The sequence below is a fragment of the Streptomyces sp. NRRL F-525 genome (genome assembly GCF_000716605.1).
Taxonomy (GTDB): domain Bacteria; phylum Actinomycetota; class Actinomycetes; order Streptomycetales; family Streptomycetaceae; genus Streptomyces.
On sequence record NZ_JNXE01000015.1, the window covers coordinates 155,637 to 177,608 of the forward strand.

A 21,972-nucleotide genomic window follows, 5' to 3' on the forward strand; every position below is an offset into this window, starting at 1 on the left:
CAGGGGCTCAGCCCGTTGTGGAGCGGGCGACGCGGAAGCCGACGTCGTCCACGCGGAAGGTGGGGTGGCTTCGGCGGCGCACGGAGGCGCGGCAGCTCCAGTGCTCGTCGAACCATCCGCCGCCGCGCAGGACGCGGTAGGTGCCGTAGACCTCCGGGTCGTAGAGGTCCCAGCACCACTCCCAGACGTTGCCCAGCATGTCGTGCAGCCCCCAGGGGTTGGGGCGTCGGCCGCCCGGCTCGTGGGGTCGCTCGCCGGAGTTGCCTCGGTGCCAGGCGATGTCGTCGAGGGGCCCGTAGCGCGGGCCGCTCGTCCCCGCCCGGCACGCGTACTCCCACTCGGCTTCGGTGGGGAGACGGTAGCCGTCGGCGGAGGGGTCGCGCAGGACGGGTTCGCCCTGGGCGTCGAAGTCGTACGCCGGGGTCAACTCCTCCTGCTGGGAAAGGGAGTTGCAGAAGAGGACCGCGTCCCGCCACGACACGGTCTCCACGGGGAGGCGGCCGTCGCCCTGAGCGGTGCTGGGGCGTTCGCCGGTGACCTGGGCGTACTGGTCCTGGGTGACGGGCAGGGTGCCGAGGTGGAAGGGGGCGAGGTCGACGCTCCAACTCCGTTGCGTACGGCGGTCGGTGAGGGTGACCTGGCCGGGCGGGATCGGGGTGAGGCCGATGTGGGTGGTTGTGCCCATGGGTTACGTCAGCTCCGTGAGCATCGGGGTTAGGCGGGCGGAGAGTTCGGGGTCGGAGTGGTCAAGTTCCGTTGCCGTGGCGGTGATTGTGGCGGTGAGCGCGCGGCGGAGTTCTGGTTCCGTGAGGGAGCGGATGAGGGTGGATTCCAGGGGGGTCGTCACCTCGGCCGGTAGCAGGTGGGCGCCCTTCGAGTAGGCGGTGGGGAGATTCAGGCGTAGGCAGGCCAGGGTGATCAGTTGGTCGCGCAGGGCGTTGATCCAGTGTGCCGCTTGCCAACTCCGGCCCCGTTCAAGGCAGATGCGGGCGTGCAGGGCGTGGTGCCAGGCGTGGCCGATCAGGGTGTCGCGGTCGGGGGCGGCGAACGGCGGCTGTTCGTGCGGGGTGCCGAAGAGTGTCTGCCAGGCCGGACCCCGGGCGCCGAACTCTGACTCCGGGGCGAAGGTGAGGTCCAGCTCCACCCACCCCGGCAGCAGGAAGACCCGGATCACGCTCGCGCCGCCGACGCCGAGGTCCCAGTGGTGCCGGGCGCCCAACTCGTCGTGGATCCACGCCGTCCAGCGACCTACGGCCTCGACGACGTCGCCCCGCACGGCCAGCACGATGTCCGTGTCCGACCAGCGGTCGCCGGTGCCGGTGGCGTGCGAGCCGGTGTGGGCGAAGCCGACGATTGCGGCGTCGGCCTCGGCGTGGGCGAGGAGTCGGGCGCGAGTGCGGTCGCGTTGTTCGGGGGTGAACATGCCTCGATGATGCATGCCCGGGGTCTTCGCCACGCATTGTCAGTGGGGCAGGGCATGATCCGGTGGATGCGCTATACGACGTGGACTTCGGATCGGATGTTCGTCGCCTACCGGCAGTACTACCTGCAGGGCGACGAATTTCTCAGTGTGTACGACGACGCCGACACGGTCAGGCGGATCCACGCGGGGAACAGCCTGGCGGCAGGGGGCCCGGAACACCTCACGGTGCGGGCAGGCACGCACACCGGTTATATACGCCTGACCACCCGGCAGTGCGCGGACGAACCCCCGCTGCCGGGTGAGGAGTGGGAGACCGTGGTCGACGTGAGCATCTGCAGCACGAGTGGCATGCTGCGGCTGTTCCAGTGGGGCGGTGAGGTCCAGTGGGACGCAGGGAACTTCGCGATGGCCGGGGAGGGTTGGTATCGCGTCCGCGTGCAGACACGCGGACGCGACGAAGGCGACGCGCACCAGGGCGACACCCCGGTGGAAGAGCACTTCCTCAGCGTGTGGCCGGCGCCGCCCGCACCCGACACCGTGCACCGGGCGAACGACACCTTCGCCCGCACGCACTATGACCCAACCCAGCCTCCCGGCCAGCCTGTTCAGCCCTGACCCGCTCCGGTTCGCTCCGGCTCGCTGCGGACACTCGTCCCGTGCCCTCCGCCGTACGACCGTGCCGCGGTACTACGACCGGTAGCGGCCCAGCGTCCTCAAACCCGGCAACTCCCTGTCCTGGAAGTCGAACAGCGCCAGGTTCTCCCACGCGTTGCCGGACGTCGGGTCCGTCGGGTCCCAGCCGTCACCGGCCCGGTACGTCCAGACGCCTTCCCAATAGCAGTAACCCAGGCCCTTGTCGCCGGGAACGTTCGCCATCAGGTCGGCCACCGTACGGAGCCACGCCGCCTGGCCTGCCGGGGTCGCCGGGTAGCCCGCCGTCAGCTGCGAGGGGTCGTACATGATGTCGTTCGTCGCGTCCTCGCTCTCCAGCGTGAACGGGTACGCCGTCTCCGCGATCAGCACCGGCTTGTCGTAACGGGCCGCCAGATCCGCCAAGTTGGCCGCCGCGGCCTCCGGGGCGCCGTGCCAGAACGGGTAGTACGACTGGGCGATGATGTCGAAGTCGACGCCGTCGGCGACCACGTTGTCGTACCACCAGCGTGACGTGCCGTTGTCGCCGCCCGAGGCGATGTGGAGCATCGTGCGGATACGCGGGGTCGTGTCACGCGCCGCGTTCAGGCCCGCCTTGAGGAACGTCGTCAGGTTGCCCCAACCCCCGGCGTCGTCACCCCAGTTCTTGCCGGTGGGCCAGAGCAGGCCGCCGTTGATCTCGTTGCCGATCTGGACCAGGTCCGCCGGGGTGCCCTGGCGGCGCAGGGCGCCCAGGACGTCGGCGGTGTGGTCGTAGACCGCGCGTGTCAGGCCCGCCACGTCCAGGTCCGCCCAGGCCGCCGGCTTGGTCTGGTGGGACGGGTCGGCCCACGTGTCGGAGTAGTGGAAGTCGACCCAGATGCCGATCCCCGCCCGGCGCAGGCGCTTCGCCAACGGCAGGATGTGCTTCTTGTTGTTGTAACCGTCGGCCGGGTTCACCCACACCTTGAGGCGCGCGTGCGTCACGCCCGCGTCGGCCAGGATGCGGATCGGGTCGTCCCGGCGGCCGTCAGCCCGGCGGTAAACCGCCCCGTGCGCCTCGTCCTTGGGCAGCGACGAGATGTCCATCCCCCGGATCTCCAGCCGGCGCCGGTCCGACCCGCCTCCGGCCGAACCCCCGGTCGACGTACCGGTGCCGGTGCTCGCCACCGCCGGCGCCGCCGCCAACACCGGTACCGCGAGTGCCGCCGCCCCCGCCGCCGTAAGAACACTGCGTCTGCGCATCACGAAGTTTCCCTTCACTGACAGAAAGAAGTAGGAGTAACTGGGCTCCACAACACGGGAGTTGATCAGTGCGGGGTGTGGAAGACCTCCACCCCGCCCGCCGGCACCGCCGCCCGGCTCCCGTCCGGCAGCACCACCTTCACCTCGCCCCCGGTGTGGTTCACCGCGAAGCGGAACGTCCCCGACTCGCCCTCCCGTACGACGAGTTCGACATCGCGGGGCAGATCGACCGGCGTGATCCCCGCGTCCGCGAGGGCGAGGTCGACGACGCCGGCCAGATCGGCCCCCGTCAACCGCGTCGCCAGGTACCAGGAGGCCCCCGCCCCCAGCGCGTACCGGGTCAGCGCCGCCCCACCCGCCGTACGCCCATCGGCGAACACCGCGACCGTCTCGCACCCCTCACCCGGCACCACGACCTCGGACCACAGATCCGCCTCGTACGACGCCCCGTCCGCCCCCCGGACCGACACCACCTCACCCGGCAGCAACGGGTCGAACTCCTCTACGGTCAGCCCGAGTACGTCCCGCAACGCCCCCGGATACGCGCCCGGATGCAAGGTGTCGTTCTCGTCGACGATCCCGGAGAAGAAGGAGACCAGCAGGGTTCCGCCCCGCGAGACGTACCGCTCCAGGTCCGCCCCCACCCCGGCCGGCGCCGCGTACAACTGCGGTACCACCAGCAGCGGATACCGCTCCGGGTCCAGGTCGCCGAGCCCCGTCGGCGGCACGAAGTCCACCGTCAAGTGCCGGTCGTACAGGGCCTCGTAGAACGAGTCCAACCGTTCCCGCGCGTCCAGATCCTGGCTCGGCCGCCACTCCAGGCTCTGCGCCCACCAGGAGTCCCACGACCACACCATCGCCACGTCACCCCGGGTCCGTGTACCCCGCAGACCGGCCCGGCCCAAGTCCCCGACCCTGCGGCCGAGTTCGGTCACCTCACGCCAACCCCGGTTGTCCGTACCGGAGTTCGCCAGCATCGCCGTGTGGAACTTCTCCGCGCCCGACTGCGACTGCCGCCACTGGAAGAACATCGCGCCCTCGGAACCCCGGGCCACATGCCCGAGTGAGTTCCGGGCCATCTCACCGGGGCGCTTCGCGGGGTTGTACGGCTGCCAGTTGACCCCGGACGTGGCGTGCTCCAGCAGCAGCCACGGACCCCCGCCCGCCACCGAACGCGTCAAGTCGGCGGCCAGCGCCAGGTTCACGTGCGTACGGCGGCCGTCCGTCATCAGGTAGTGGTCGTTGGTGACGAGGTCGACCTCCTTCGCCCAGGCCCAGTAGTCGACGCCCTGGCCCTGGCTCGGCGCGACCATGAAGTTGGTGGTGACCGGGACACCGGGGGAGAGGCGGTGCAGGATGTCCCGTTCGGCGGTGAAGTTGGCGCGGGCCTGGGCGTCGGCGAAGCGGCGGTAGTCGAGTTGCTGGGTGGGATTGCATACGGAGGGGGTGGCCCGGGGCGGAGTGATCTCCTCCCAGTCGCCGTACTGCTGGCCCCAAAACGCCGTCCCCCAGGCCTGGTTGAGGGCGCCGAGGGTGCCGTAGCGCATGCGCAGCCAGTCGCGGAAAGCCGCCGCGCAAACGTCGCAGTAGCAGGCGAGCACCGGGGCGCCGTACTCGTTGTGGACGTGCCACAGGACCACGGCCGGGTGGCTGCCGTAGCGCTCGGCCAGCGCCGTCGTGATCGTGGCCGCCGCCGCCCGGTACTCGGGGTTCGAGTGGCAGATCGCGCCCCGCGAGCCGAAGGCCAGGCGCACGCCCTCGCGCGTCACCGGCAGCGCGTCGGGGTGCGCGCGGTAGAACCACGCCGGCGGTACGACCGTCGGCGTGCCGAGGTTCACGGCGATGCCCGCCGTGTGCAGCAGGTCCATCACCGTGTCGAGCCACTCCCAGTCGTACTCACCGGGACGCGGCTCCAGCCGGGCCCAGGAGAAGACGCCGAGGGAGACCGTCGTGACCCCGGCCTCCCGCATCAGCCGTACGTCCTCCTCCCAGACCTCCTGCGGCCACTGCTCGGGGTTGTAGTCACCTCCGAAGGCGAGCGGCAGACGGGCGTGCGGGGCGGGGGACGGCATGGGTTCACTCCCGGGGATCGGAGGGGAAACTCGGCTGTTTCTGTGATCGTGCACATGGATGGTTGCGGCGTCCATCCGTCAGCAACAAGTAGGTAACCCCACGGTTCATCCATTGACAAGGGTCCGAAACAATTCTCTACTGTGCACGGTCACAGAGCCGTGCAGAGCATGCGGGACCTCCGATGGGACATCGGGGACCGGCTCGCACTCAGTCAGGGGAGATGAAGATGTCGATCCACCGCCACCAGTTCAGCAGGCGCAGCATCCTTGCCGGGGCAGCAGCTGTCGGCCTCACGGGCACCCTCGCCGCCTGCGGCGGTTCCGACGACGACTCCGGCAAGAGCAGCGGGCCCGTCAAGCTGACCTACTGGGCCTGGGCGCCGAACATGGACAAGGTCGCCGCGATCTGGAACAAGAAGAACCCGGACATCACGGTCACCGTGTCCAAGCAGGCGGCCGGCAAGGACATCATCTCCAAGCTGATCACCGCGAAGAAGGCGGGCAACGCCCCCGACCTGATCCAGGTCGAGTACCAGGCGCTGCCGACGCTGGTCTCGAACGACGTGCTCGCCGACATCTCGAAGTACGCGAAGTCCGCCAAGTCCGAGTTCGCCGAGGGCCTTTGGGGCATGGTCACGCTCGGCACCGACGCCGTGTACGCGATACCGCAGGACTCCGGGCCGCTGATGTTCTTCTACCGCGAGGACCTGTTCAAGCAGCACAACCTGACGGTCCCGGCGACGTGGGACGACTTCGCCAAGACCGCCCGCGCCGCCAAGAAGGCGCTCCCGGACGCCTACTTGACGACGTTCTCCTCCAACGACCCCGGTTTGTTCGCGGGGTTGTCGCAGCAGGCCGGTGCGAAGTGGTGGACCGTGGAGAGCGGCGGCAAGTGGACCGTCGGCATCGACGACGCGGCGACCAAGAAGGTCACCGACTTCTGGGGCGGGCTCGTCCAGGAGGGCGTGATCGACAACCAGCCGATGTACACGCCGGCTTGGAACAACGCGCTGAACAAGGGCACCAACATCGCCTGGGTCTCCGCCGTGTGGGCGCCCGGTGTACTCGTCAGCTCGGCCCCCGACACCAAGGGCAAGTGGCGCATGGCGCCGCTGCCGCAGTGGAGCGCGGGCGAGGACGTCACCGGCAGCTGGGGCGGCTCCTCCACCGGCGTCTCCACCGACTCCAAGCACGCCGAGGCCGCCGCCAAGTTCGCCACCTGGCTGAACACCGACCCGGAGGCGCTCGCCGCCCTGGTCAAGGACGTCTCCATCTACCCGGCGGCCACCAAGGGCCAGTCCGGCTCGGTGCTCACCACCCCCGAGTTCTTCCCGAACCAGACCGACTTCTACGACACGGCCGCGAAGATCGCCGCCACCACGGCCGCGTCCGCCTGGGGCCCGAACGTCCAGGTCGCCTACGACTCCTTCAGCGACGCGTTCGGCAAGGCCACCAAGGCGAAGAAGGCGGCGCAGTTCGACACCGCGCTCGCGACCATGCAGTCGTCGACCTTCACCGACATGAAGAAGCAGGGCTTCAAGGTGACCGAGGCATGACCGCCACTCCGCTCAAGGGCTCCGACCGCGCGCCGGCCGGGCCCTTGGCGGACGGCACCGCCACCACCGTCCGCCCCCGCAGCCCCCGCCGCCGTGGCCGCAGCGCGCCGTACTGGTTCCTGGTACCGGCCCTGTTCCTGTTCGCCGCCTTCACCGTCGTACCGATCGGGTACGCGGTGTGGCTCAGTCTCCACAAGGTCCAGGTCAAGGGCATCGGCCTCGGCAAGGGCGCCCGCCAGCAGGTGTGGAACGGCATCGGCAACTACACCGATGTCCTGCACGACTCCGAGTTCGGGCACAGCGTCCTGCGCGCGTTCGGCTACGGCCTGATCGTCATCCCCACGATGCTCGGTCTGGCGCTGGTCTTCGCGCTGATGCTGGACACCCCGCAGGCCCGCAGCGCCAAGTTCGCGCGCCTCGCGATCTTCCTGCCGTACGCAGTCCCCGGCATCATCGCCGCCCTGATGTGGGGCTTCCTGTACCTCCCGACGGTCAGCCCCTTCTACTACCTGCTCCGCGAGTTCAACCTCCCGCAGCCGGACCTGTTCGACGGCGGCAACCTGTACCTCTCCTTCGCGAACATCGCGGTGTGGGGCGGCACGGGCTTCAACATGATCGTCATCTACACCGCCCTGCGCTCGATCCCGCAGGAGATCTACGAGGCCGCCCGCATCGACGGCGCGTCCGACCTGAAGATCGCGCTGCGGATCAAGATCCCGATCGTGATGCCGTCCCTCGTGCTCACGTTCTTCTTCTCGGTCATCGCCACGCTCCAGGTCTTCACCGAGCCCATGGCCCTCAAGCCGCTGACCAACGGTCTCACCAGTTCCTGGAGTCCGCTGATGGCCATCTACGACGCCGCCTTCCTCAGGTCGGACATCTACGGCGCCTCCGCCACCGCCGTGGTGCTGGCCCTGGCGACCTTCGCGCTCTCCTTCACGCTGCTGCGCGTCTCCGACCGCTACACCCGGGAGGACCGGGCATGACCCCCCTCACCCTCACCGCCACCGACGCCCGCCCGGGCCCCGCGAAGCCGAAGCGCACCGCGTGGGTACCCACCCTGGTGCTGGTCATCGGCTCCCTGTACTGCCTGATCCCCGTGGTCTGGGTGGTCATCGCGGCCAGCAAGGGCCGCGGCGAACTCTTCTCCACGTTCACCTTCGCCCCCGGCTTCGGCTTCCTCGACAACATCAAGGACCTCAGCGCCTACCGCGACGGCATCTACTGGCAGTGGATGGTCAACTCCCTCTTCTACGCGGGCGGCGGCGCCCTGCTCTCCGCCGCGGTCTCGGCCGCGGGCGGCTACGCGCTGGGCCGATTCGCCTTCAGGGGACGGGAGTTCATCTTCAAGCTGATGCTGGCCGGCGTCCTCGTCCCGAGCATCGTCCTGACCGTCCCCCAGTACTTCCTCCTCTCCAAGCTGGGCCTGGCCGACTCGTACTGGTCGATGCTCCTCCCGTCGATCCTCTCCCCCTACGGCGTCTACCTCGTCCGCATCTACGCGGCGGCCTCCGTGCCCGCCGAACTCCTCGAAGCGGCCCGCATGGACGGCGCGAGCGAGTGGCGGATCTTCTCGCGGATCGCGGTGCCGATGATGATGCCGGGGCTCATTACGGTGTTCCTGTTCCAGTTCGTCGGCATCTGGAACAACTTCCTCCTGCCGTACGTGATGCTCGCGGACGACACCAAGTTCCCGCTCACGCTGGGCCTTTACACCCTGCTCAACCAGGGCGCCTCCCAACCCGCCCTCTACACCCTGGTCATCATGGGCTGCTTCCTCGCGATCCTCCCCCTGATCGCGCTGTTCTTGGTGATCCAGCGGTTCTGGTCATTGGACCTCCTCAGCGGATCGGTCAAGGCCTGAGGTGTGAGTCCCGAGGTGTAAGCACTGAGCCGTATCTCCCCCCACCGCACCCGAACGGGCAGAACGAGGAACATGACCACCAGTCCGAACGGACGCCGCAAACCGCCCACCATCCACGACGTGGCCCGGGAGGCAGGGGTCTCCCGGGGCACGGTCTCCCGGTTCCTGAACGGCGGCCACTACGTCTCACCGGCCGCCCGCACCGCCGTGGAGACGGCGATCAGGAAGACGGGCTACGTTGTCAACCGGCACGCCCGTTCCCTGAGCACCGGACGCTCGGACTCGGTGGCGTTCCTCCTCACCGAGCCGCAGGAGAAGTTCTTCGAGGACCCCAACTTCAATGTCCTGCTGCGGGGTTGCACCGAACACCTGGCCCGCCACGACATCCCGCTCCTGCTGATGCTGGCCTCCTCCAAGGACGAACGCCGCCGCCTGACCCGGTACATCACCTCGGGCCATGTGGACGGCGTCCTCCTCGTCTCCAACCACAGCGGCGACCCGGTGGCGGCCGAACTCCGGGACGCGGGAATCCCGTTGGTGGCCTGCGGCAAACCGCTCGGCACCGCCTCCAAGTACAGCTACGTGGCCGCGGCCGACCGCGACGGCGCCCAGGAGATGGTCCGCCACCTCATCGCGCGAGGCCGCCGCCGCATCGGCATGGTCACCGGCCCCCTCGACGCACCGGGCGGCCCCGACCGCCTGGCGGGTTACAGGGACGTACTGACGGAGGCGGGCCTGCCCCACGACCCGACCCTCGTGGTCGAGGGCGACTACCGCCGCACGGGCGGCGAGGAAGCGGCCCGACGCCTCCTGGCCCAGGCCCCGGACATAGACGCGGTGTTCGTGGCTTCGGACTTGATGGCGTTGGGAGTCGTCAACACCCTTCAACAGTCCGGCCGTTCGGTCCCGGATGACATCGCTGTCGGAGGCTTCGACGACTCGGCGGCGGCCACGTCCATCACCCCGGCCCTGACGACCATGCGCCAGCCCTACGACCGCATCAGCGCCGAGATGGTGAGGATGCTCCTCGCCCAGATCGCCGGTGAGGACACGGCGGGCGTGATTCTGCCTACGGAACTGGTGGTACGGGAGTCGGCATAACGGTCGTAATTGTCAAACCAACCGGAACACGGGTACACGCATGTGAAGGCAGCAGCCGTCCGGTTCGTGTCGAGTCGGTGGGGCTTTCCATCCGTATTCTCTGATCATGGCCGCACCCCTCGCATATGCACTGATCGCCACCGACCTGGACGGAACGCTGCTGCGCGGCGACGACACGCTCTCCGACCGGTCCCGCGCCGTACTGCGGCGGGTGGCGGAGGCCGGCGCCCGGCACCTCGTCGTCACCGGCAGGCCGGCCCCGAGGGTGCGCCCGTTGCTCGAAGACCTCGGCTCCAGAGGGCTCGCGGTGTGCGGACAGGGCGCGCAGTTGTACGACGCCGGCGCGGACCGTCTGCTCTGGTCGGTCACCCTGGACCGGGAGTTGGCGGAGACCGCGCTCGGCAAGATCGAGGCGGAAGTGGGCCAGGTGTACGCGGCGGTGGACCAGGACGGCGTGGACGGCCTGACCCTCATCGAGCCCGGCTACTTGATGCCGCACCCCACGCTCCCGGCGGTACGGGTGGGCCGACGTGACGACCTCTGGTGCGAACCCATCAGCAAGGTGTTGCTCCGTCACCCCGCCCTGGAGGACGACGAGTTGGCCTCCACGGCCCGCTCGGTGGTCGGTTCCCTGGCCTCGGTCACCATGTCGGGCCCCGGCACCGTCGAACTCCAGCCACTCGGCATCACCAAGGCGACGGGACTGGCCCTGGCCGCCCAACACCTGGGCCTGCACCCCTCGGACACCATCGCCTTCGGCGACATGCCGAACGACATCCCGATGTTCGACTGGGCGGCGCATGGAGTGGCAATGGCCAACGCCCACCCCGAACTCAAGGCAGTCGCGGACGAGGTGACGTCGTCGAACGAGGACGACGGAATCGCCCTGGTACTTGAGAGATTGTTCAGCTGAAACGCCCTGTTTTTTTAGGGGCGCGGGGAACTGCGCGACCAGCCACGACGGCGCTGCACTCAAAACACAACCCATCGTGGCTGGTCACATCGGTTCTAGTAAGCCCCGTACACGTTGTCGATCGAGCCATACACCGCGGCGGCGTAATTGCAGGCGGCGGTGATGTTGGCGACCGGGTCATACGGGTCGTACGAAGTCCCGGCAACGTGATACGCGTTGAACGTCGGGTCGATGACCTGGAGAAGCCCCTTCGACGGCGTACCGGCCGCCGCGTTGGAGTCCCAGTTGTTGATCGCGTACTGGTTACCGGAAGACTCGCGGATCACATTCCGGTAGATCCCGTTGTACGTACCCGGAATCCCCTTCTGCGCCATGATCGCGAGCGACTCCCGAATCCACCCGTCAAGGGTGTTGGGGTACCCGGCAAGAGTGGTGGACGCGGTGGTCGACGTGGTGGCCGCGGACGCGGTGGTCGCACTCACGACGGGCAGGGCGATGATCGCGGCACCGGTGCCGGCGAGAACGACACGGCGGACGAGGCGGGCGCGGCGGGACTGAGCGGTTGCAGGCATGACGAGGTTCCTCTCCGTCGCCTGCGAGGTGAGCTGTCGGGTTCGGGCTGGGAGGTGCCCGGCCAGGCCCTTGCGGACGTGACTTAACCCCAAGCCGTTCCGGTCGAGACGACCGGCCCGGCGACTTACCTGGTTCCCCCGCTCCTGCCGTGCGAGAAGTTCGTGACTGGGATGCCGGGCGGCGGCAGGATTCGGCGTTCCGCTCGACAGGCCGGGAAACTATGCGAGAGCACATGTCCGGAACAAGTGGCGGAATCACACCTAACCCCTATTGACCTTGGTCTGAGGCGTATGGGGCACTTGATCCTTTGCGCGAGCCAAGGGTCAACTGTCAAATGCCGTAAGGGAAAACGCGGGCAGACCAGGACACAGGTCACGCACAGAAACGCGTGACCCAACTCACGGGAGGATTAAGAACGGCAAATCGGGCATTCGCCCTCAACTGGCAGTTCTCGGAATCCTTTTCTCCCAGGTGCGGTGGAAGATCACTTCTCCACCCTCGGTGCAGATCACCTCGTTTGAGGTAAGAAAGTCCGTTTCGTCGCAAGTAATCTCCGACCGCGTGCGCACCCTCGTGTCCCACCCCAGCTCCGGCCGGTGCAGCCGGATCGACCACTCCGAGAGGGTGCGCGCGGACAACGGGTCGGACTCGTCGATCGTGTACGTCTCCAACGCGTCCTCGGTGAACTCCAACCCGTCCGGATACACGCGCGTGCCGCCGTACCGAGGGTCGACTTCGAGCCGCCACTCACCCTTCGCCACATCCCGCAGGACCAGCCGCTCGGGCCGCGGTTCGTCCAGCGTGGCCGGGTAGTTGACCCCGAGCGGCTCGGCTTCCTCCGGCTCCTCGAACCGAATGTCCTCCGCCAACTCCCGCTCCCGAACGGGGAGTTCGAGCGCACTCCCCTCCGGATCCAACGTGAACCCCGCCGCGGACTCCGGCTGCGGCCAGATCCACGGCCAGTACGCCGACGACACCGCGAGCCGGATCCGATGCCCCGGCGGGAACGCGTGCCCGATGCCGTTCAGTTCGAAGGTCACGTCCTCGGTGGCCCCCGGCGTCCACGGCACCGCCCGGTCCCGCCCGTGCCGCGCCGACAGGTTGAGCACGCCCCGGGTGACGAGGGTCGAGGAGCCGTCCGGGGCGACATCGCACAGCCGGGCGATCACCTGCCCGCGCGGCACCTCACACGTCAGCCGCAGCCGTACCCGCGGCCGCCCCAGCACCCACGTCTCGGCCGGTACCTCGAACTCGAAGCACGCCGACCGCGCGTCCTCGTCCCGCTGGTCCGGCGGCAGATCGGCGTCGTTGCCGAAGGGGAAGAAACGGCCCGCGTCCACACCGGTGTGCATGGGGGAGCGGACGATCACGGGCGCACCCCGGAGGCCGTACGTCGTCGTCTTCACGTGCGGCGAGGGCCACGCGGGCTCGCCGACCCAACGGCCCGGGAGGGTGTCGTAGACCGTGGCCGGGGGGTGGGAGTCGCTGACGTAGGCCCGTAGCAGGGGGTCGGTCATGACGCCGGTGTCCTTGTCCTTCAACCAGTGGTCCCACCAGCGGAGGGTCTCCTGGAGGAAGCCGATCGCGGGGCCGGGCGGCAGGCCGCGGTCCGGGTACTGGTGCGACCAGGGGCCGATGAGGCCGCGTACGCGGTCCGGCGGGAGGTGTTCGACGAGGCGCAACACCGTGTCGCGGTACGGGTCGTGCCAGCCGCCGACCGCGAGGACCGCCGCGTCGATCGCGCCGTAGTCCTCGCAGACGCTGCCGTGCTTCCAGTAGTCGTCGCGGAGCTGGTGGGCGAGCCAGGTGTGGATGAACGGGTCGATCTGTTCGAGGCGTTTGAGCCACAGGTCGCGCCAGACCAGGCCCGCGTACTCGGGGTCCGGCGGGCGGGCGACGAAGGCGAGCATGGTGGCGGCCCAGGCGTGCAGGTCGACGGCGAGGGCGGAACCTCCCATGTAGTGCACGTCGTTGTCGTAGCGGTCGTCGGTCGAGCAGACCGTGACGATCGCCTTGAGCGGCTCGGGCGCGAGGGCCGCGATCTGGAGGGAGTTGAAGCCGCCCCAGGAGATGCCGAACATGCCGACCTTGCCGGTGCACCAGGGCTGCGCGGCAAGCCAGTTGACGACTTCCACGCCGTCGGCGAGTTCCTGGGCGTCGTATTCGTCGCCGGGGGCACCCTCACTGTTGCCGTGCCCGCGTACGTCGACCCGGACGGAGGCGTAGCCGTGGCCCGCGTACCAGGGGTGGCGCTGGGCGTCCCGGGGCGCGGTCCAGTCGGTCAGGCGGTACGGGAGGTATTCGAGGAGCGCGGGGACGGGTTCGTCGGTCACCGGGCGCCACACGCGCGCGTAGAGGCGTGTTCCGTCGGGCAGCGGGATACGGAGGTCCTCGTGGGCCGTCTCGTGAGGGAAGGACGTACGGATGCGCATGAGGGACCCCTCGGGTTCAGTGGACCGGGTGCATCGTGCGGCGCAGCCACGGCGCGGCGGCCATCACCGCGAGGCCCGCGGCCACCGCGATCGCGCCGTTGACGCCGAAGTAGGCCGGCTTGGAGACGTCGTCGTAGAGCTTCACCGTCTGGGCCTGGATGCCGTTCGCGAGGGCGAGGGACAGGAACCAGAGGGACATGGTCTGGCTGGAGAACGCGGCCGGGGCGAGCTTCGTGGTCGCGGACATGCCGGAGGTCTCCAGGAGGATGTCGCCGAGCCCGAGCAGGAAGTACGAGCCGACGATCCACCAGGCCGACATCCGGTAGGCGTCACCGCTGTGCCCGCTGGTCGGCAGGACCATCAGCAGGAAGGACAGGCCGCCGAGTACGACACCGATCGCGATCTTGTTGGAGGCGTGCGGCTGGCTGCGGCCCATGCGGACCCAGAGCGCGGCGACCACGGGGGCGAGCCCGACCTCGAAGGCGCCGAGGGCGGATGCGTACCAGCTGGCGGGGAAGTCGAAGCCGAGGATGGTCGTCTCGGCGTTCGACGCGGCCAGCAGCATCATCGTCGAATAGGCCTGGAAGAGAATGAAGTTGAAGACCGTCGAGGCCAGGAAGAGCACGATGTACGGGCGCAGCCGGCCGCGTTCGGCGGGGCTCACGCGCGGGCTCATGAACATCACCGCGAAGTACACGACCGGGGCGATGACCGAGATCACCGTGAGCAGGTCGACGAAGCGGCCCATCGTCAGCCAGCCGGCGGTGGCCACTCCGGTCGCGAGTACGGCGGCGACCACGATGCCTACGACGATCAGGCGGACCGCGCGGCGCAGCGCGTCCGGCGCGAGGGCGAACTCCGCGGTGTTCCTGCGACCGGCCAGGTGACGGCGGCCCGCGACGTACTGGATGAGCCCGAAGGTCATGCCGACCGCGGCGGCCGAGAAGCCCCAGTGCCAGCCCTTGTGGTCGCCGAGCCAGCCGGTGATCAGGGGGCCCGCGAAGGCGCCGATGTTGATCGCCATGTAGTAGAGCGCGAAACCGGCGTCCCGGCGCTCGTCGTCGGTGCGGTAGAGCTTGCCGACCATGGTGGCCACGTTGGGCTTGAGCAGGCCGGTGCCGGCGCTGATGAGGCCGAGGCCGACCCAGGTCATCGTGGGGGTGGGGACCGCCATCGCGTAGTGCCCGCAGGCGATCAGGATGCCGCCCCACAGCACCGCGCGGTACGAACCGAGGATGCGGTCGGCGAGCCAGCCGCCCGCGACCGAGACGAGATAGACCAGTGTTCCGTAGGCTGCCGACACGGACGCGGCCGTTCCGGACGACATGCCCATGCCGCCGTGCGCGACGGTATCCGCGAAGTAGAGGACGAGGATGGCCTGCATGCCGAGGAACGAGAAGCGCTCCCAGACCTCGAGCCCGGAGAGCGTGAGCAGCCCCTTGGGCTGGCCGAAGAAGGCGTGGTCGTCCTCGGGGGGCGGTTGGTCGTCGGGTTCGGCTTCCAGTGCGGTTCGAGACACCATCCACTACTTCCGCGTAAGTCGATAAATATCCGTTCTTATCAGGTGATCGAAAACATACCGGTCGTGATCCGATACCGCCCCTGCTGGACGGGGTGGGCGGCATGGGTGATCGAAAGCTGACCGGATACGCTGACTTGAGTGATGCCAGCGACCTATCGACAAACCGTGTGACCGCCCAGGGACACCAGCAGACAGGAGACCCCTCGTGACCGTCGTCGGGCCGTTCGGGCTGAGCGTGCGGGACCAGGCTCTGGAAGCCGATGTCCAGGCCGGATTGACGGCCGTCGAGGAGGGTCTGCTCGAAGCCACCAAGAGCGAGGTCCCCTTCATCACGGAGGCCGCCCAGCACCTCGTGCGCGCGGGCGGGAAGCGGTTCAGGCCGCTCCTCGTGATGCTCGCCGCGCAGTTCGGCGATCCGTACGCGCCGGGTGTCGTGCCCTCGGCGGTCGTCGTCGAGCTGACCCACCTCGCCACGCTGTACCACGACGACGTCATGGACGAGGCGACCGTACGCCGCGGGGTGGAGAGCGCCAACGTCCGCTGGGGCAACTCGGTCGCGGTCCTCACCGGCGACTTCCTGTTCGCGCGCGCGTCGCACACGCTGGCCGACCTCGGCCCCGAGGCGGTGCGGGTACAGGCCGAGGCGTTCGAACGGCTGGTCACCGGCCAGATCCTGGAGACCGCGGGACCGTCCGACGGGCGCGACCCGGTCGAGCACTACCTCGACGTGCTCGGCGGCAAGACCGGCTCCCTGGTCGCGGTCGCGTGCCGCTTCGGCGCGATGATGTCCGGCTGCGACGACACCGTCGTGGACGTCCTCACCCAGTACGGCGAGCGGCTCGGCGTCGCCTTCCAGCTCGCCGACGACGTCCTGGACATCGCCTCCGACGGCGAGGAGTCCGGCAAGACCCCGGGCACGGACCTGCGCGAGGGCATCCCCACGCTGCCGGTGCTGCTGCTCCGCGAGCGGGCGGCCCGCCTGGGTCTCGCCGAGGACATCGCCCTGTGCGAGCTGCTCGACTCCGACCTCACGGACGACGCCAGGCACGCCGAGGCGCTCTCCCGCCTGCGCGTCCACCCGGCCCTGGAACAGGCCCGCCGCGACACCGTCCGCTACGTGGAGGACGCCCGCGCGGCGCTCGCCCCGCTCCCCGAGTGCGACGCCAAGGTCGCCCTGCTGGAGATGTGCGACGCGGTGGTGCACCGGGCGGGCTGAGGCCCGTCAGTAGCCGCTGCCTCCCGTGCTCGTGCCGGAGGCGGCGGTCATGGCCTTCGCTCCGGTGGGTGTCACCGCCCACCAGGTGCCGTCCACGCCCTGGCCGTGGGCCTCCTTGGGCTTGTCGTCCTTGGCGTAGCGGTAGAGGGGCCAGCCGGCGAGCGTGAGCTGCGAGGTTCCGCCGGAGCGCTTCGCCGTGGAGACGAGGCTCTTGTCGATGCCCTTGACGGTGACGGAGCCCTTGGCGGTCGCGGCGGGCCAGACGACCGCGCAGGTGCCGTAGCAGCTGATCCTCGTCGGGTGGGCGGAGTCCGCGTCGAAGCGGTAGAGGACGTACCCCTTGCTGTCGGTCACGACGGTGCCGACCTTGGCGACCTTGGCGGTCATGAGGGTCGTCCCCGTGGTGGCCGCGGCCGGCATGGCGGCGGAGCCGCCGCTACCACTGCCGCCGCCGCTTCCGCAGCCGGCGAGGGTGAGGGTCAGGATCGCGGCGCCCGTGGCCGCGTATCCGGTGAGGTGATGGGTGGCGTGCATGGCGACCCCTTTGGTCGATGCGGTGTGGTGCCACCCATAAGTACGGATTCGGGCCGTTTATTACTCGATGCGATGCGATACGCGTGATGGGGAGGGGAGCGCGGGACGCGGTCGGCCTGGCCTGTCCCGGTCAACTGCCGTGCGCGGGCGGCGTCTTCCCCCTAGGGGTTCGGGGAGGCGACGCTTCCGTGTGTCATACCGCAGGCGTACGCGGAGTTGGCTCCCGGGTCTGACGCTTATCTCTCGGCGATTTGGTCAGATGGAGAACACGGAAAACACCACTCCTCACCGAATCGGGTGAGAATGGCGGCTCAGGGTGGGACGAGTACAGGACGGGTTGGCCGCCGCCGACGACGGAGGTAAGGCAGACATGGCACCGTACGAAACCGACGACAGCACGGACACCGGAGAGCGCGACGAGCTCCGGGCCGGGCGGCGCAGGGCGGCGCGGTACATCGTCCCGGTCACCGTGGTGGGGGTGGCGGCCGCGACCATCGGACTGGTCCCGGCGCTCGCCGACTCCGGCGACCCGAACCTTCCGAAGGTCACCGCGGAACAGCTCATCAACAAGATCGCCAAGTCGGACGTTCAGCAGCTGTCCGGCACGGTGAAGATCAGCACGGACCTCGGCCTGCCGGACCTCGGCGGCCTGGAGAGCAACCTGATGTTCGGCGCCACGAAGTCCGGCGACGGCTCCTCCGCCGACCCGACCAGCAAGCTCACCGAGCTGGCCACCGGCACCCACACCCTGCGCGTCGCGGCCGACGGCCCCGACAAGCAGAAGGTGTCGCTCCTGGAGAACGCCGCGGAGTACAGCCTCATCCACAACGGCAAGGACGTCTGGGGCTACGACAGCCAGACGAACGAGGTCTTCCACGGCACGACGGCCGCCGACACCTCGAAGAGCGACGAGACCCGGGCCACGCCCAAGGGCCTCACCGACGAGGCGCTGAAGTCGGTCGACGACACGACGTCCGTCACGGTCGACGGTACGGAGCATGTCGCCGGGCGGGACGCCTACAAGCTGCTGATCAAGCCCAAGCAGACCGGTACGACGGTCGGCACGATCAGCGTCGCGGTGGACGCGAAGACCGGTCTGCCGCTCAAGTTCACGCTCACTCCGGCGAGCGGCGGCGCGGCCGTCGTCGATGTCGGCTTCACCCAGCTCAGCCTTGCCAAGCCGGCCGCCTCGACCTTCGACTTCAAGACGCCCAAGGGCGCGAAGGTCACCACGGAGGACAGCGCGAGCAAGGCGGCTCCGGCGCCGGATCACTCCGGCAAGGCCGGTAAGTCCGACAAGGGCCTCGGCAAGGGCGCCGACGAGCCCACGGTCATCGGCAAGGGCTGGAACTCCATCGCCGTCTTCGAGACCGGCGGCCAGGGTGTTCCGAGCGGCTCCTCGTCCGGCAGCGGTGACCTCGGTGGGTTCCTGAACTCGCTCGGGGACCAGGTGAAGGGCGACTTCGGCAAGGGCACGGTGTTCTCGACCCGGCTGGTCAATGCCCTGATCACGGACGACGGCAAGGTGTATGTCGGCGCTGTCACCAAGAGCGCGCTGGTCAAGGCCGCGGACGCGGCCAAGTAAGTTCCTTGTGGGCACGGTGAATCGAGGAGTCGATGGGCGGACCGTCCGCTGAAGTGCCGGAGCAGGCGGACGCGGGGGACGGCATCATCGCCACCCGCGGACTCACCAAGCGCTTCCGTGGCGGTCAGCTCGCCGTGGACGGTCTCGACCTGACCGTCCCGGCGGGCAGCGTCTTCGGCTTCCTCGGGCCCAACGGCTCGGGCAAGACCACCACCATCCGCATGCTGATGGGGCTGATCGAACCCACGTCCGGGACGGCCCGTGTGCTGGGGCGGCCCATGCCTCGGTCCGTGCGGGCGGTTCTGCCGCGCGTGGGCGCTCTGATCGAGGGGCCCGCCCTGTACGGGTTTCTCTCCGGGCGCGACAACCTGCTTCGTTACGACGCCGCCGATCCGACCGCCGATCCGCGTACCCGGCGGGAGCGGGTCGCCGCCGCGCTGGATCGGGTGGGGCTGACTGCCGCCTCCGGTAAGAAGGCGAAGGCTTACTCCCTGGGGATGAAGCAGCGGCTGGGGCTTGCGTCCGCGTTGCTTCAGCCTCGGGAGCTTCTTGTTCTGGATGAGCCGACCAATGGGCTCGATCCGCAGGGGATGCGTGAAATTCGGTCTCTGATCCGGGAGTTGGCGTCGGACGGGACGACCGTTTTTCTGTCTTCCCACCTTCTCGATGAGATCGAGCAGGTCTGCACGCATGCGGCCGTGATGGCGCAGGGGCGGCTGATCACGCAGGGGTCGGTGACCGAGCTGGCGGCGGGGGCACGGGGGCGGCTGTTCGTGACCACGCCTGATGCGGGGGATGCGGCGCGGGTGCTGAAGGAACTGGGGCTGGCGGATGTGGTCTTGGCGGAGGAGCGGGTCACCGCCGAGCCGCCTGATCGTGAACTCGCCGAGGTGAACGAGGCGTTGGTGACCGCCGGGGTGCGGGTGCGGGGCTTTGGGGTTGAACGGGCTTCTCTGGAGGACGCGTTCGTGGCGTTGACGGGGGAGGGGTTCGATGTCGCGGGCTGATCTCGCCGTGCGGGAGCCGCGGTTGATGTGGACGTTCGGGCTGTTGCGCAGCGAGTTGGTCACTACGTTTCGGCGGTGGCGGACGCTTGCGTTGCTCGGGGTGTTGGCTGCCGTGCCGATCCTGGTTGGGATCGCGGTCAAGTTGGAGACTCAGGACGGGGGTGGGCCTGGGCGTGGGGACGGGGGTGGGGGGCCCGCGTTCATCGCACAGATCACCAACAACGGGCTGTTCCTGGTGTTCACCGCGTTGGCCGCGACCCTTCCTTTCTTCCTCCCCATGGCCATCGGGGTCGTCGCCGGTGACACCATCGCGGGTGAGGCCAGCGGGGGAACCCTGCGGTATCTCCTGGTGGCTCCGGCCGGGCGGACGCGGTTGCTTCTCACCAAGTACGCGACTGTGCTGACGTTCTGTGTGGTGGCGACCCTCGTCGTGGCGCTGTCGGCGCTGACGGTCGGGGCGTTGTTGTTTCCGCTGGGGGATCTGACGACCATCTCGGGTACGCAGATCAGTTTCGCGGAGGGGTTGGGGCGGGCGCTGTTGATCGCGTTGGCCGTTGCCGCGTCTCTGGTCGGTATCGCTGCGCTGGGGTTGTTCATCTCGACGATGACCAGCAGTGGGATCGCGGCGATGGCTACGACGGTCGGCTTGTTGATCACCGTTCAGATTCTTGATCAGATTCCTCAACTGCACGCGCTCCAGCCGTACTTCTTCTCCCACTACTGGCTGTCCTTCGCCGACCTCATGCGTGAACCCGTGTACTGGGACGACCTGGTGAAGAACCTGGGCCTTCAGGCGTTGTACGCGGCGGTGTTCGGGTCTGCGGCGTGGGCGCGGTTCACGGCGAAGGACATCACGGCGTAGGGCGTTGTCATGCGGCCGGGTCTTCGAAGGGGAAGCGGGCCGGCGGGGCTTCCTGGGTGAAGAACGTCTTCGCCCGGGTCAGTGCCTCGGTGTCCTTCAGTACGTCGCCGGGGGCGCTGCCGTTGCCCAGCAGGACTCCGCCGAAGCGCATCTTGAGGTAGGCGGCCGAGTTGTTGAGCGTGCCGGTCACCGGGTCGGCGACCACGGGCTGGTCGTCGGCGAGGGCGGAGACGCCCCAGAGTGTGCGGCCGGCCATCGTCGCCTTGAAGTCGGCACCGGGGACGCGGAGCCAGTCGGACCAGTAGTCCAGGTAGCGCTTGGTGAGGCCGGAGAGCGAGTACCAGTAGACCGGCGAGGCGATCACGATGTCCGTCGCGGCGAGGGTGGCGTCGAGGAGCTTCCGGACGGTGTCGTTCTCGGTGGGCTGGACGGCTCCGACGATTCCGTCGTGCCGGATGTCCAGGAAGTCGGGGAGCGGGTGGTCGGCGAGGCGTATCCACTCCTGTTCGACGTCGGGAGGCAGCTGCTCGGCGGCCCTGCGGGCGAGGAGTTCGGTGTTGCCGTCGAGGCGGGCGCTGCCCAGGACGAAGAGGAAGCGGCGGGTCATGGGTCCCCCAGGGGTAATCGGCGTGCGGCGGTTACAGCCGTATGCATTATATGCGCGCGCAATCATCTGTCCATGGGGTGGCTGGGGGCCCGCAGTGCGGTGGGTGGGTGGGGTCGGGGTTGGTGCCGGGTACGCGGCGGGCTGCGCCGTACCGCCACGACCCGCTCCCGTCTCGTCGGCGGCCGCGGGTCAGCGGGGGTGGCGGTTCGCGCCTGTGAGGCGGGTCAGGGCTTCTGTTTCGCGGGGTGGGGCGGCGGTCAGGTCGCCGATGCGCCAGGCCGGGACCCAGGGGACGTGGTAGACGTCGATCACCGATTCGATGGCCTTGACGTGGGGGGCCAGCTGGCGGGGGAGGCGGCCGGGGGCGTCCGCTACGAGGACTACGGCGTCGAGGTCCAGCCCTGCTGGTGCCTCGCCTCGGCGGAAGACCTCCAGGGCGCGGGCTACGGCGGCCAGGCCTGCGGCGTGTGTGCGGGCGACGAGGAGGATCGACGGGGGGTCCTCGGGGCCCGGCCAGTCGCGGCCGCAGTCCTGGCCGCCGTAGACCGAGGCGAGGGTGGTGACGCCGGTGCCGCCGTGGGTGGCTACCCAGGAGAAGCGGCGGCGGGGGGTGGCGGTGGGGATACTGGAGGGGTCCGGTGTCCCTGGGGCCAGCGGTAGGGGTACCGGGCCGCGGAGCCAGATCTCCGGGCCCTGGCGTCCACCCGTCTGCATGACCGAGCTCCTCCCTCGTGACCCCGCCGGTCTTCACGGAACTCCTGGGACGAGGCTGTGACGTCGTGGTGACCTGAGAACCTGAAGGGAACGGCGAGACTCAACAGTACGCGTAC

Annotated in this window: 20 protein-coding genes and 1 riboswitch; of the genes, 10 read left to right on the forward strand and 10 right to left on the reverse strand. The window is 69.0% G+C overall.

The genetic code is table 11. From position 1 onward, the window contains the following. Nucleotides 1-7: 7 nt before the first annotated feature. Nucleotides 8-685, reverse strand: coding sequence for a formylglycine-generating enzyme family protein (locus OO69_RS22460; RefSeq protein ID WP_033282519.1), 678 nt, complete (start codon nt 683-685; stop codon nt 8-10). A 3-nt stretch (nt 686-688) separates the two neighbouring features. After that, a complete protein-coding gene (locus OO69_RS22465; RefSeq protein WP_033282520.1) occupies nt 689-1,423 on the reverse strand; it encodes a hypothetical protein in 735 nt (244 codons plus the stop codon). Nucleotides 1,424-1,489: 66 nt separating this feature from the next. Here OO69_RS22465 and OO69_RS22470 point away from each other — a divergent pair, with 66 nt between their 5' ends. Continuing rightward, complete coding sequence (locus OO69_RS22470) at nt 1,490-2,038, forward strand: hypothetical protein (RefSeq protein WP_158713411.1); 549 nt, start codon at nt 1,490-1,492, stop codon at nt 2,036-2,038. A 72-nt stretch (nt 2,039-2,110) separates the two neighbouring features. Here OO69_RS22470 and OO69_RS22475 read toward each other — a convergent pair whose 3' ends face one another. After that, the gene (locus tag OO69_RS22475; RefSeq protein ID WP_033282592.1) at nt 2,111-3,298 is read right to left on the reverse strand and encodes a glycoside hydrolase family 53 protein; all 1,188 of its coding nucleotides are present in this window, start codon (nt 3,296-3,298) and stop codon (nt 2,111-2,113) included. Between the two features lie 65 nt (nt 3,299-3,363). Next, on the reverse strand, nt 3,364-5,370 hold the full coding sequence (locus OO69_RS22480) for a beta-galactosidase (RefSeq protein ID WP_033282521.1): 2,007 nt from the start codon (nt 5,368-5,370) through the stop codon (nt 3,364-3,366). Between the two features lie 221 nt (nt 5,371-5,591). Between OO69_RS22480 and OO69_RS22485 the strand changes: the two genes are divergently transcribed. From OO69_RS22485 to OO69_RS22505, 5 genes are all read left to right on the forward strand, one after another. Next, nucleotides 5,592-6,926, forward strand: coding sequence for an ABC transporter substrate-binding protein (locus tag OO69_RS22485; protein WP_033282522.1), 1,335 nt, complete (start codon nt 5,592-5,594; stop codon nt 6,924-6,926). Then, nucleotides 6,923-7,912, forward strand: a complete 990-nt coding sequence (locus OO69_RS22490) for a carbohydrate ABC transporter permease (protein ID WP_033282523.1) — start codon at nt 6,923-6,925, stop codon at nt 7,910-7,912. The genes OO69_RS22485 and OO69_RS22490 overlap by 4 nt, the downstream gene beginning before the upstream one ends. Then, nucleotides 7,909-8,790, forward strand: coding sequence for a carbohydrate ABC transporter permease (locus tag OO69_RS22495; protein ID WP_033282524.1), 882 nt, complete (start codon nt 7,909-7,911; stop codon nt 8,788-8,790). The genes OO69_RS22490 and OO69_RS22495 overlap by 4 nt, the downstream gene beginning before the upstream one ends. A gap of 72 nt (nt 8,791-8,862) precedes the next feature. Continuing rightward, nucleotides 8,863-9,891 (forward strand): LacI family DNA-binding transcriptional regulator, encoded by a 1,029-nt coding sequence (locus OO69_RS22500; RefSeq protein ID WP_033282525.1) that lies wholly within the window; start codon nt 8,863-8,865, stop codon nt 9,889-9,891. Nucleotides 9,892-9,997: 106 nt separating this feature from the next. Beyond that, entirely contained in the window at nt 9,998-10,804 is an 807-nt protein-coding gene (locus OO69_RS22505; RefSeq protein WP_033282526.1) for a Cof-type HAD-IIB family hydrolase, read from the forward strand. Between the two features lie 95 nt (nt 10,805-10,899). Here OO69_RS22505 and OO69_RS22510 read toward each other — a convergent pair whose 3' ends face one another. The 3 genes from OO69_RS22510 to OO69_RS22520 form a co-directional block, all read right to left on the reverse strand. Next, nucleotides 10,900-11,376: a transglycosylase SLT domain-containing protein gene (locus OO69_RS22510; RefSeq protein WP_033282527.1), complete on the reverse strand. Its 477-nt coding sequence runs from the start codon at nt 11,374-11,376 to the stop codon at nt 10,900-10,902. 5 nt (nt 11,377-11,381) lie between these two features. Next, nucleotides 11,382-11,583: riboswitch (cyclic di-AMP (ydaO/yuaA leader) on the reverse strand. A gap of 231 nt (nt 11,584-11,814) precedes the next feature. Then, complete coding sequence (locus OO69_RS22515; protein ID WP_033282528.1) at nt 11,815-13,809, reverse strand: CocE/NonD family hydrolase; 1,995 nt, start codon at nt 13,807-13,809, stop codon at nt 11,815-11,817. 16 nt (nt 13,810-13,825) lie between these two features. After that, on the reverse strand, nt 13,826-15,331 hold the full coding sequence (locus OO69_RS22520) for a peptide MFS transporter (RefSeq protein ID WP_033282529.1): 1,506 nt from the start codon (nt 15,329-15,331) through the stop codon (nt 13,826-13,828). Between the two features lie 205 nt (nt 15,332-15,536). Between OO69_RS22520 and OO69_RS22525 the strand changes: the two genes are divergently transcribed. Next, complete coding sequence (locus OO69_RS22525) at nt 15,537-16,547, forward strand: polyprenyl synthetase family protein (RefSeq protein WP_033282530.1); 1,011 nt, start codon at nt 15,537-15,539, stop codon at nt 16,545-16,547. 6 nt (nt 16,548-16,553) lie between these two features. Here OO69_RS22525 and OO69_RS22530 read toward each other — a convergent pair whose 3' ends face one another. Beyond that, nucleotides 16,554-17,081: a hypothetical protein gene (locus OO69_RS22530; protein WP_051801155.1), complete on the reverse strand. Its 528-nt coding sequence runs from the start codon at nt 17,079-17,081 to the stop codon at nt 16,554-16,556. A gap of 370 nt (nt 17,082-17,451) precedes the next feature. Here OO69_RS22530 and OO69_RS22535 point away from each other — a divergent pair, with 370 nt between their 5' ends. From OO69_RS22535 to OO69_RS22545, 3 genes are read left to right on the forward strand one after another with little or no spacing between them, the layout of a single operon-like run. After that, nucleotides 17,452-18,666: a LolA family protein gene (locus OO69_RS22535; protein ID WP_033282531.1), complete on the forward strand. Its 1,215-nt coding sequence runs from the start codon at nt 17,452-17,454 to the stop codon at nt 18,664-18,666. A 32-nt stretch (nt 18,667-18,698) separates the two neighbouring features. Further along, nucleotides 18,699-19,673: an ABC transporter ATP-binding protein gene (locus tag OO69_RS22540; protein ID WP_033282532.1), complete on the forward strand. Its 975-nt coding sequence runs from the start codon at nt 18,699-18,701 to the stop codon at nt 19,671-19,673. Beyond that, the gene (locus tag OO69_RS22545) at nt 19,660-20,535 is read left to right on the forward strand and encodes an ABC transporter permease (protein WP_033282533.1); all 876 of its coding nucleotides are present in this window, start codon (nt 19,660-19,662) and stop codon (nt 20,533-20,535) included. Before OO69_RS22540 ends, OO69_RS22545 begins: the two co-directional genes overlap by 14 nt. A gap of 7 nt (nt 20,536-20,542) precedes the next feature. Here the strand turns inward: OO69_RS22545 and OO69_RS22550 are convergent, their stop codons facing one another. Then, nucleotides 20,543-21,142: a flavodoxin family protein gene (locus OO69_RS22550; protein WP_033282534.1), complete on the reverse strand. Its 600-nt coding sequence runs from the start codon at nt 21,140-21,142 to the stop codon at nt 20,543-20,545. A gap of 189 nt (nt 21,143-21,331) precedes the next feature. Continuing rightward, a complete protein-coding gene (locus OO69_RS22555) occupies nt 21,332-21,856 on the reverse strand; it encodes a DUF6668 family protein (protein ID WP_033282535.1) in 525 nt (174 codons plus the stop codon). Nucleotides 21,857-21,972: the final 116 nt, after the last annotated feature.

What these genes read in the sequence shown, in the direction of transcription:
- OO69_RS22485 (WP_033282522.1), top strand. Translation starts at nt 5,592, where the DNA reads ATGAAGATGTCGATCCACCGCCACCAGTTCAGCAGGCGCAGCATCCTT.
- OO69_RS22520 (WP_033282529.1), bottom strand. Translation starts at nt 15,331, where the DNA reads ATGGTGTCTCGAACCGCACTGGAAGCCGAACCCGACGACCAACCGCCC.
- OO69_RS22465 (WP_033282520.1), bottom strand. Translation starts at nt 1,423, where the DNA reads ATGTTCACCCCCGAACAACGCGACCGCACTCGCGCCCGACTCCTCGCC.
- OO69_RS22515 (WP_033282528.1), bottom strand. Translation starts at nt 13,809, where the DNA reads ATGCGCATCCGTACGTCCTTCCCTCACGAGACGGCCCACGAGGACCTC.
- OO69_RS22545 (WP_033282533.1), top strand. Translation starts at nt 19,660, where the DNA reads ATGTCGCGGGCTGATCTCGCCGTGCGGGAGCCGCGGTTGATGTGGACG.
- OO69_RS22470 (WP_158713411.1), top strand. Translation starts at nt 1,490, where the DNA reads ATGCGCTATACGACGTGGACTTCGGATCGGATGTTCGTCGCCTACCGG.
- OO69_RS22540 (WP_033282532.1), top strand. Translation starts at nt 18,699, where the DNA reads ATGGGCGGACCGTCCGCTGAAGTGCCGGAGCAGGCGGACGCGGGGGAC.
- OO69_RS22475 (WP_033282592.1), bottom strand. Translation starts at nt 3,298, where the DNA reads ATGCGCAGACGCAGTGTTCTTACGGCGGCGGGGGCGGCGGCACTCGCG.
- OO69_RS22530 (WP_051801155.1), bottom strand. Translation starts at nt 17,081, where the DNA reads ATGCACGCCACCCATCACCTCACCGGATACGCGGCCACGGGCGCCGCG.
- OO69_RS22550 (WP_033282534.1), bottom strand. Translation starts at nt 21,142, where the DNA reads ATGACCCGCCGCTTCCTCTTCGTCCTGGGCAGCGCCCGCCTCGACGGC.
- OO69_RS22500 (WP_033282525.1), top strand. Translation starts at nt 8,863, where the DNA reads ATGACCACCAGTCCGAACGGACGCCGCAAACCGCCCACCATCCACGAC.
- OO69_RS22510 (WP_033282527.1), bottom strand. Translation starts at nt 11,376, where the DNA reads ATGCCTGCAACCGCTCAGTCCCGCCGCGCCCGCCTCGTCCGCCGTGTC.
- OO69_RS22505 (WP_033282526.1), top strand. Translation starts at nt 9,998, where the DNA reads ATGGCCGCACCCCTCGCATATGCACTGATCGCCACCGACCTGGACGGA.
- OO69_RS22490 (WP_033282523.1), top strand. Translation starts at nt 6,923, where the DNA reads ATGACCGCCACTCCGCTCAAGGGCTCCGACCGCGCGCCGGCCGGGCCC.
- OO69_RS22460 (WP_033282519.1), bottom strand. Translation starts at nt 685, where the DNA reads ATGGGCACAACCACCCACATCGGCCTCACCCCGATCCCGCCCGGCCAG.
- OO69_RS22480 (WP_033282521.1), bottom strand. Translation starts at nt 5,370, where the DNA reads ATGCCGTCCCCCGCCCCGCACGCCCGTCTGCCGCTCGCCTTCGGAGGT.
- OO69_RS22535 (WP_033282531.1), top strand. Translation starts at nt 17,452, where the DNA reads ATGGCACCGTACGAAACCGACGACAGCACGGACACCGGAGAGCGCGAC.
- OO69_RS22495 (WP_033282524.1), top strand. Translation starts at nt 7,909, where the DNA reads ATGACCCCCCTCACCCTCACCGCCACCGACGCCCGCCCGGGCCCCGCG.
- OO69_RS22555 (WP_033282535.1), bottom strand. Translation starts at nt 21,856, where the DNA reads ATGCAGACGGGTGGACGCCAGGGCCCGGAGATCTGGCTCCGCGGCCCG.